We start from the raw sequence: 9,068 nt of genomic DNA on the forward strand, positions 1-9,068 counted from the left end.
GGTCTGGTAACTTGAGGCACTGATTGGCAAGTTGCCTAAAGTTGATACGATGAAGAAACTCTTGGAACAAAACGAGCCCGGCGTCATTTGAAAGTTGACCGCCGTCGGCGGTCATAGTCACATTGGTATTGCATTGCAGGGATAAGCTGGTTAAAGTTGAGATGGTGTGAAGCCTCGCTTTCGTGATGGTTTTCATCGACTCAACCTTAGCATATAGGCGCACCCAATGGGTGAAACACCAAAGCAGCGCAGTCCCGTGTGAATCATGGGATTGCGCTGCTTTTTTGAAATTCTATGAATAATCCAGGTTATATGTGTGGGATGAACCGCTGAATTATTTGGACTTGTTCAACCAAGATCAGCTGGCCCAAAGCATTTTGGCCGCCAAGCCGACGCTCTTGTTTGTGGAACATGACCAAGCCTTTGTTAAGCGAGTCGCTACCAAAGTGATCACATTGAACCATGCGTGACTAATGGCCCATGACGTGGTATTCTTGAAAGCGAATGCATTTTTACTTTTGGCGCAAGTCGGAAAGCAGGTGGCCTATGGCGTCGCATGATCGCTCCACTTGGCGCTGGTTGCTGATACTGGTGGTGGTATTTGCCGCCGTGTTTGCAACCACGCGCTATTTCATCACCAATACCATTGTCGATGGCAACTCGATGCAACCGACCTTGCAATCCAACCAGCGCTTGGTGGCGATCAAACACCGCCAGCCGAAACGCTTTGATATCATCGTGTTGACTGAACCAGTGCCACCACACGCGTTATTCATCAAACGGGTGATCGGCTTGCCAGGCGACACGATCAAAGTCCAAGGCGATCAGCTGTGGCTCAATGGCCAACGCGTCCATGAGCCTTACCTCAATGCCGCCTTTGCGCAAAAAGAGCTGGCGCGCTTTCAAACCAAACGTCCCACCAAAAACTTCACTGCAGATTTTTCTTTGGCGACGTTAAAAACCACCCAAACCACTAAAGTCCCAGCAGGGCATTACTTTGTCATGGGGGATAACCGCTTGGTTTCATTTGATAGCCGCGGCTTTGGCTTTGTTTCCAAAGCTGCCGTGCAATCAGTGGTGGTATGGCGCTATTGGCCGATCGATCAAATGCAGCGTTTTTAAAAAACCGTAACCAAGACATCATTAAAGTTCACGAAATAGCCACGATTATTACAGAGACGTCCGAGCCAAAAAGCAACGCATTTGCGCAGAAGAGGCCTGCCAAGCAAATCCTAAGTTCGGGATTTACTCGGCAGGCCTCTTCTACTCGGTGCTTTGACCGCTTTGTGGCTCAGCCGCTGATGTTTTTATTCGGTGGCTTTTAACGCAGATACCATATCCACATGTTGCAAGCGTTTGTGGGTGACTAAAATCACCACGCCGGTAAACACTGCCATCAACACTGCAGCGGCGACATACCCTGGCCAGTGGATGGTCAACGGGAACATCACTTGCGCCGTGGTGGCTTGGCGCAAAATGTACCACGTCAACGCATTGCCGACGCCATAGCCAAACACGATGCCAATAGCGGTCAAAACGATATTTTCCCGCGACACATACATCGTGACTTCGCGATCATAAAAGCCTAACACTTTCACTGTCGACAACTCACGGATGCGCTCTGAGACGTTGATATTGGTCAAATTATACATCACCACAAATGACAATAACCCAGACATCACAATAAAGATCATTACCACTGGATTTAAGGTGCTGGACATGTTGTCGATCGACGTCTTTTGATCGGCCACAAAACTGGTGCCTAACACTGCCTCAGATTGCAACAAGCGATGCGCCAAGGTGTTACGCTGGTGATCACTTTGCGCCTTTAAGCGCACCAATAAGGCATTGCTTTTGGCGGTTTTCTGCCATGCTTGTTGATAAGCGGCGGCACTTAAGTACAAGTAGTCGCCGATATAGTTGCGCGTGATCGCGGCAATCTTCAGCGACACGCGCTTGCCACCCGTTAAGGTGACCGCCACATGATCGCCAACTTTGGCGCCGAGCAATGTCGCGGTTTTTTGCGAGATCACAGCACCTTGTTGGGGAAGCTTAATAGGTTGGCCTTTAGGCGTGCTTAAGTGGATGTAGTGCGCAAAATCATCGGTTTTTGGGGTGAAGACGTTGACTGAGGCCACACTTTCATCCCCAAAGCGCACTTTGGCGGTGTCAGCCATCACTTTGGTACTGCTTTGATACTTGGCATCATCGGCTAATACTGCTTGGGCTTTGGCAGCTGAGCCTTTCAGCGATACCACAGCTTGATACTTGACGATATCGCCATATTGCCGCGTGCCACTGGCGATGATCGAATCTCTGATCCCAAATCCAGTCAAGATCAATGCACAGCCGCCAGCAATGCCGATGATCGACATCACCATGCGACTTTTATAGCGGAATAAGTTGCGATAAGAGACTTTTTGATTGAAGTTCAAACGCGACCATAATGGCGTGATGCGCTCGAGCAAAATGCGCTTGGCAGATTTAGGCGCTTTAGGCAACATCAACGCTGCTGGGCCTTCTTGTAACTCGCGGCGCACCACAATGGCGGCTGCCCCAACGGTTGCCACCAACGAAAAGGCTAACGCCAACGCTGAAGAGCCCCATTGCAAGCGGACAGTGGCGATCATCGGGATGGTTTGCCCATACAAGGCCAAAATAAACCGCGGCAAGGTTTCATTGCCAAACAACAATCCAAATACCCCACCAACGATCGCGGCAATCAAAGCATATTCTAAGTAGTTTTTAGCGATGGCCCATTTGCCATAGCCTAATGCTTTAAACGTCCCGATCTGCCCGCGCGCTTCTTCCACCATGCGCGTGATCGTGGTAAACGTGATCAACGCTGCGATCAAAAAGAAGAACACCGGAAAGACATTGGCGATGGCAGCGATCCGTTCGCTGGATTCGCCATATGCGGAAAATCCTGGCAGATCCGAGCGGTCTTGGTAAGTATAAGTGGTTTTGGTTTGTTTTTTAGCCGTTTGCTTGGCGGCATCGAGTTTGGCTTGCGCGGTTTTGAGCTGCGCGAGTTGTTGATCGATCGCTGGGGTGGTGGTGACTTGCCCACCACTGGCTTGTTTGACTTGCGCTTGCGCTTGAGTCAACTGCTGAGTGGCAGCCGCCAACTTGGCTGATTCTGGCGCGATTTTGGCTAAAGCTTGTTGATATAAAGCGTCGCTGCGCGTTGTCGCTCGCTTGTTAAAAATGGCTTTAAGTGCTTTTTGCTTGTGGTCACGGGCTTTTTTGTAGCGGCTGGCATAAGTATTGTGACCTTGGATGCCTTTAAAGCGCACGGACAACAAGCTGGCTGGAATCGTCAGTTGACTTTGCGGCACATAAGCAAAGAATCTCACGGTGCCATCGCCAACATTGGCGGCTCCGCGCAAGCCGTTATCGATATATTGCGGCGAATCAGCAAACCCCACAATGGTGTAAGTGCGCCGCTTTAACGCACTGGTGTTGCCAAAAGTGAAGTGTTGCCCTAATTTGTAGTTGTACTCAGTTTTAGCGCGTTTATCCAATACCACTTGCGTCGCCGACTGAGGCAAATGCCCAGCCGTCACCGTCAACTGGTTCAACTGAGCTTTTCGATCAAAACCATATAACGCCACTGCTAAGGCGTTGCGGCCGCCAGTGGCATAGGTGAACTTGGTGGCTTCGGCTTGGGCGCCAGCGACTTTTTCAGCAGCTTTGATATCACTTGGCGTAAAGCCAGTGGTGCTCATCAGTTGCACATCGCTGAGTTTGGCTTTTTGCACGGTGGTGGTCAAGGACTCATTGAGCCCAGGTCCCGCGGCGCGCACGCCGACAAAGATCAAACACCCCATAAAAATGATCAAAATGATCGCAATAAAGCGGCCGCGTGAAGCGCGGATCTCCCGCCAAAGATTCTTGGTCATTGGTTTCATGGCGCTCACCACTCGATCTTTGCGACTGGTGTCGGATGGGCATTGTCTTCCACCGAGCGCACTTTGGCATCATTGATATGGATCACCCGATCAGCCATTTTGGCCAAAGCCGCATTGTGGGTGATGATCAACACGGTTTTGTTGGCTTTACGCGACGCATCTTGAAGCAGTTGCAGCACTTGTTTGCCGGTTTCATAATCCAAAGCGCCAGTGGGTTCATCGCACAACAACAACTTGGGGTTCTTGGCTAACGCGCGGGCAATGGCGACGCGCTGTTGTTCCCCACCAGAAAGTTGTGACGGGAAGTTATCCAAGCGGGCCCCTAAGCCGACTTTGACCAAAGTTTCTTCAGCATCTAAGGCATCGTCGACGATCGAGTTGGCTAATTCGACATTTTCTTTGGTGGTCAAATTCGGCACCAAGTTGTAAAACTGAAACACGAACCCGACGCTATGGCGGCGATATTCAGTCAGTTGCTTATCAGAAAAGTTGGCAATATCGACCCCATCGATCAACACTTCCCCACTAGTGGGCGTGTCCATCCCGCCTAAAATGTTCAATACCGTGGACTTGCCGGCACCAGAAGGTCCTAAGATCACTGTTAGCTGGCCTTGTTCACACTCAAAACTCAGATCGTGATTGGCGTCGATTTTGGTTTCGCCCATTTGATAGGTTTTAAATTCATGTTTGACTTCGATATATGCCACGTTGCGTTCGCCCTTTCTTGTTTCGTCATTGTGCTTATTATCGCGCTGTGAGAAAATGAGCTCAACCACAAATAATCGTCACAACGTTATTAAATGCACATATTTTGAAAAAGTGTTGGAAGGATGCTTATGGTCGGAATCAAAAATAACCGGCGCGTGCAACAAACGCGCACTCAACTCAAAGATGCCTTGCTGACTTTGCTTGCAGATCACAGCTTAGCCAACATCACGGTCACCGCCATTTGCCAAACAGCAGATGTCAATCGCGGGACCTTTTATGCCCATTATGACAATCCAGCCACATTGTTTGCGGCGATCGAAGAAGACCTCACTTGCCAAGTGACGCCGTTGATCGACGCAACCTCGCCAACGCTGAGCTGGTTGCCCCAAGTGTTGACGGTGATCCAACAACAAGACAGCGCCTCCGCCATTATTTTGGCGAACTTACAACACAGCAAAGTGCTACAAACGATCTTACAGCCGATGCGCGCACAAACCTTGAAACGCTACCAAGATCGCTTTGATACGCGTGATGCGGCAGTGTTGAATTATTATTTTGAGTTCTACTACAGCGGCGCGATCTCAGTGATCTCGCAGTGGCTGGCCAACGGCGCCAAAGAATCGCCGCAACAGATCGCCGTGATCATTGACAATGTTTCTGAATTTGGGCAATAAAAAAACCGCCTTGACGAATGTCAAAGCGGTTTTTTCAGTTAAAAGCTATAAATTACAGCTTGTTAACGTTAGCAGCCTGAGGCCCACGATCGGATTGTTCGATATCGTAGGAAACAGCTTGGCCTTCGTCAAGAGTCTTGTAACCGTCGCCTTGGATAGCGGAGAAGTGTACAAATACGTCTTGGCCATCTTGGCCTGTGATGAAGCCGTAACCTTTGTCTGCGTTAAACCATTTTACTGTGCCTTGTTGCATATGAATGAATCTCCTTTATAAACCTTAATACAGTGACAAACAACGGTAATCTCGAAAGGAAAATTCATCATGCATGACACAATAATTCTCGCTTCTGTTAATTACTTGAACCTAGTATACCACAAAATCCGCCATCCGCCTAATCTTTTGCAATGATGATCAAACATCTTTCGACAAAAGCGCTGCCATGATCGGCTTTTATCCCAATAAAAAGCGCCTTGAAAGCGACATTGCTCACCGAATGTCCCTTCAAAGCGCCGATATCACCGCTTATGTTTCAGTTTGAAGAAATTACCAACCTTGCGCAGTCATGGCATCAGCCACTTTGGTGAAACCAGCGATGTTGGCGCCGGCTAAGTAGTCACCTTCAACGCCATATTCTTTGGCGGCCGCCACAGAATTGGCAAACAAGGTTTCCATGATGGTCTTTAACTCGCCATCAACAGTGTCGAAGCTGTCAGAGGCGCGGCGGGAGTTTTGCCCCATTTCCAAAGCGGAAACCGCAACGCCACCAGCATTGGCGGCTTTGGCTGGTCCATAGAAAATGCCGTGGGCTTGATAATCAGCGATCGCTTCAGGAGTTGATGGCATGTTCGCCCCTTCAGCAACCGCAATGGCGCCGTTTGCGCGTAACTTGGCTGCTTGTTGCCCGTTGATCTCATTTTGCGTGGCACATGGTAACGCCACATCATACTTGATGTCAGCGTCCCATACCGAGCCTTCATGGTAGGTGGCGCTAGGTTTGCGCTTGGCATATTCGCTGATGCGCGCACGTTCGACTTCTTTGATCTGCTTCAACAGTTCAAAGTCGATACCGGCTTCATCATAGACATAACCATTGGAATCTGATGCGGTGAGGACTTTGGCACCGTACTGTTCAGCCTTTTGTGTGGCGTAAATGGCCACATTGCCGGCACCAGAGATCACAATGCGCTTGCCTGCCAATTCTTGGCCATTTTCTTGAAGCATCGCATTGGTGTAGTACAACAAGCCATAGCCAGTGGCTTCAGTGCGGGCTAACGAACCACCATAGCTTAAGCCTTTACCAGTCAAAATGCCGCGTTCAGCCCCATGCAGGCGCTTGTACATACCATATAAGTAGCCGATCTCACGGCCGCCAACGCCGATGTCGCCAGCGGGCACATCCAGATCCAAGCCGATATGGCGATGTAATTCGATCATGAAGGATTGGCAAAAACGCATGATCTCATTGTCAGATTTGCCTTTGGGATCAAAATCAGAGCCGCCTTTGCCGCCGCCGATCGGCAAACCAGTCAAAGAGTTTTTGAAGATCTGTTCAAAACCTAAGAACTTCACGATCGACAAGTTGACGGAAGGGTGAAGCCGCAAACCACCTTTGTAAGGGCCAATGGCAGAATTGAACTGGACGCGAAAACCGCGGTTGACTTGCATGTTGCCGGCATCATCGACCCACGGCACTTGAAATTGGATCGCCCGATCAGGTTCTGTGATCCGTGCTAACACGTTAGCTTTGATATATTCAGGGTGTTTTTCAAAAACCGGCGTGATGGTATTAAAGAAGTTAGACACGGCTTCTTGGAATTCTGGTTGGTTCGGGTCGCGCTGTTGGATCTTAGCGCGCACTGCTGCGATATAGTCAGTTGCTTCTGTCATATTTGATCACCTTTCTTGATTAAGATACCATGATAGCTTATCACATAAAATGAGATTGCGATGAGCTTATAAGTTTTTGATAGTAAAAAAGATAGCCATCGCCAATAGTTCCTTGTTATTGTATCACCTTTTTGTGTCTTGCAGCGATGCAATCGCATACATTTGTTGTGAGATAAGAAAACAGACAGCCATGCACAATGACTGTCTGTCGCTAACTTACTTTTGTTTGTCTAAAACCGAATGATGCATGCCATAAGCGAGATAAACGATCACGCCGATCACAAACCACACCCCAGAATACAGCTTGGCTTGAATATCCAGCCCTAAAAAGACGATCAACGCCCCGATAAAAGCCAACGCCGGCATCACCGGATACCAAGGCATTTTAAACGCCGGATCGGCGATATCTTTGCCTTCGCGAGGCCGCAAGCGATAGATTCCCAAACTGACGAACATAAAGGCGATCAACGTACCTGCTGAGATCAGTTGGGACAAGAAATCAAATGGAAACAACGCACCGATGATCACGCCGATCACCGTTAATGCCAACAGCGCATGATTGGGTTGGCCTTTTTTAGGCGTGAGCTTACCTAATGTTTTAGGCAACATGCCGTCGCGTCCAAAGCTATACAACAAGCGGCTGCCTGCCATCATCATGCCGATCAAGGCCGTGAACATCCCGATCACCGCCACAGATTCGATCACTGTTGCTGCCAGCCGGTGGCCGGATTGGCGCAACGCCCACCCGACTGGCTCAGCGTTGCCAGCATAAGCGGAGTATTTGAACATCCCCACTAATACCAACGATACAGCCATAAACAAGATCACCGCGACGATCAAGCTGCCGATGATCCCACGCGGCATGGTTTTTTCTGGATCTTTGGCTTCAGCAGAGTTGGCGGCGATCGAATCAAAGCCGATATAAGCCAAGAAGATCGTACTCATCCCCGCGTAGATCCCTTTCCACCCACCAAACGCCGATCCGTCAGCGTTGACGTGATAAGCCGGAATAAATGGCACGTAGTTACTTGGATGGATCGCCGTTAAGCCAATGGCGATAAACGCTAAGATCGCCAAGACTTTCAACACGACTAAAATGTTTTCCACCCGCGCGGCTTCACTGACCCCACGCGACAACAGCCATGCCACTAATAAGATCACCAAAGTGGCCACCAAGTCGATCACCCCGCCGTGATGACCTAGCGGGTTCGCTAAGGCGTTGGGCACGACCAACCCAAAACTGGCCAGCAAGCCGCGGAAATTCGCCGACAGTCCCGAGGCCACAAACGCCACGGCAATGAAATATTCTGCCAATAGCGCCCAGCCGGCGATCCAGCCGAACACTTCGCCAAATACCACATTGATCCAGGAATACGCCGACCCGGCAAAAGGCATCGCTGCAGCCATTTCCGCATATGCAAAAGCCACTAAGCCAGCGACGATTGCGGCGCCTAAACAACTTAGCGCCACTGCCGGTCCAGCATGGTCAGCTGCCACCACCCCTGGTAGCGTAAATATCGTCGTCGAAACGATCGTCCCGACGCCTAACGCCAAGAAATCTTTGACGCCTAAGACGCGCTTCAAGTGAGAATCTTTATCTTCATAGACACTAGGATCTTCTTTTTGAAGCATCCGGGTGAACAGCTGACGCATTAGTGGCCTCCTAAATTAGCAATACTTGAGATTATGAGAAACGCTCTCAATATTATTCTATTTATTGCCACAAATGTCAACTGCTTTCACGCCGCAAAAAAAGGCTGTGTCGTTCGCCAGCGATAAAGTCTTAAGTAAGAAGTAACCGACTTTGTCCAACCCACACCCTCTGTGGCATTATTAATGCTTTAGGAGGGATTCACATGAAAGAGGTTGTCCTAACCATGAAAGAGG

7 protein-coding genes and 2 pseudogenes are annotated in these 9,068 nt (G+C 49.5%); 3 read left to right on the top strand and 6 right to left on the bottom strand.

Annotated features, from left to right (window positions below; translation table 11 throughout):
* Window positions 1-196: pseudogene (locus tag ACKTSG_RS12785) on the bottom strand (IS1380 family transposase); the annotation flags it as partial.
* A gap of 106 nt (window positions 197-302) precedes the next feature.
* Between ACKTSG_RS12785 and ACKTSG_RS12790 the strand changes: the two are divergent.
* Both ACKTSG_RS12790 and lepB read left to right on the top strand, forming a co-directional pair.
* Window positions 303-470 (top strand): annotated as a pseudogene (locus tag ACKTSG_RS12790) (P-loop NTPase family protein); the annotation flags it as partial.
* A gap of 76 nt (window positions 471-546) precedes the next feature.
* Window positions 547-1,122, top strand: coding sequence for a signal peptidase I (gene lepB / locus ACKTSG_RS12795; RefSeq protein ID WP_407895293.1), 576 nt, complete (start codon window positions 547-549; stop codon window positions 1,120-1,122).
* Window positions 1,123-1,307: 185 nt separating this feature from the next.
* Here the strand turns inward: lepB and ACKTSG_RS12800 are convergent, their stop codons facing one another.
* Window positions 1,308-3,911, bottom strand: a complete 2,604-nt coding sequence (locus ACKTSG_RS12800) for an ABC transporter permease (RefSeq protein WP_407895295.1) — start codon at window positions 3,909-3,911, stop codon at window positions 1,308-1,310.
* Between the two features lie 5 nt (window positions 3,912-3,916).
* Window positions 3,917-4,618, bottom strand: coding sequence for an ABC transporter ATP-binding protein (locus tag ACKTSG_RS12805; protein WP_407895297.1), 702 nt, complete (start codon window positions 4,616-4,618; stop codon window positions 3,917-3,919).
* A 129-nt stretch (window positions 4,619-4,747) separates the two neighbouring features.
* Here ACKTSG_RS12805 and ACKTSG_RS12810 point away from each other — a divergent pair, with 129 nt between their 5' ends.
* Window positions 4,748-5,293 carry a TetR/AcrR family transcriptional regulator gene (locus tag ACKTSG_RS12810; RefSeq protein WP_407895299.1) on the top strand — a complete coding sequence of 182 codons (546 nt, stop codon included), beginning with the start codon at window positions 4,748-4,750 and terminating at the stop codon, window positions 5,291-5,293.
* 52 nt (window positions 5,294-5,345) lie between these two features.
* On the opposite strand, the gene ACKTSG_RS12815 is transcribed toward ACKTSG_RS12810, so the two are convergent.
* The 3 genes from ACKTSG_RS12815 to ACKTSG_RS12825 form a co-directional block, all read right to left on the bottom strand.
* The gene (locus tag ACKTSG_RS12815) at window positions 5,346-5,546 is read right to left on the bottom strand and encodes a cold-shock protein (RefSeq protein ID WP_054716168.1); all 201 of its coding nucleotides are present in this window, start codon (window positions 5,544-5,546) and stop codon (window positions 5,346-5,348) included.
* Window positions 5,547-5,837: 291 nt separating this feature from the next.
* Window positions 5,838-7,181, bottom strand: coding sequence for an NADP-specific glutamate dehydrogenase (gene gdhA, locus ACKTSG_RS12820; protein WP_407895301.1), 1,344 nt, complete (start codon window positions 7,179-7,181; stop codon window positions 5,838-5,840).
* A gap of 216 nt (window positions 7,182-7,397) precedes the next feature.
* Window positions 7,398-8,834 carry an APC family permease gene (locus ACKTSG_RS12825; RefSeq protein WP_407895303.1) on the bottom strand — a complete coding sequence of 479 codons (1,437 nt, stop codon included), beginning with the start codon at window positions 8,832-8,834 and terminating at the stop codon, window positions 7,398-7,400.
* Window positions 8,835-9,068: the final 234 nt, after the last annotated feature.

The organism is Lacticaseibacillus salsurae (assembly GCF_045862175.1).
In the GTDB taxonomy this organism is placed as follows: Bacteria; Bacillota; Bacilli; order Lactobacillales; family Lactobacillaceae; genus Lacticaseibacillus; species Lacticaseibacillus salsurae.

Bases quoted from the DNA above. Each gene is read 5' to 3' on its own strand.
- ACKTSG_RS12815 (WP_054716168.1), bottom strand. From the start codon at position 5,546: ATGCAACAAGGCACAGTAAAATGGTTTAACGCAGACAAAGGTTACGGC.
- lepB (WP_407895293.1), top strand. From the start codon at position 547: ATGGCGTCGCATGATCGCTCCACTTGGCGCTGGTTGCTGATACTGGTG.
- ACKTSG_RS12800 (WP_407895295.1), bottom strand. From the start codon at position 3,911: ATGAAACCAATGACCAAGAATCTTTGGCGGGAGATCCGCGCTTCACGC.
- ACKTSG_RS12825 (WP_407895303.1), bottom strand. From the start codon at position 8,834: ATGCGTCAGCTGTTCACCCGGATGCTTCAAAAAGAAGATCCTAGTGTC.
- ACKTSG_RS12810 (WP_407895299.1), top strand. From the start codon at position 4,748: ATGGTCGGAATCAAAAATAACCGGCGCGTGCAACAAACGCGCACTCAA.
- gdhA (WP_407895301.1), bottom strand. From the start codon at position 7,181: ATGACAGAAGCAACTGACTATATCGCAGCAGTGCGCGCTAAGATCCAA.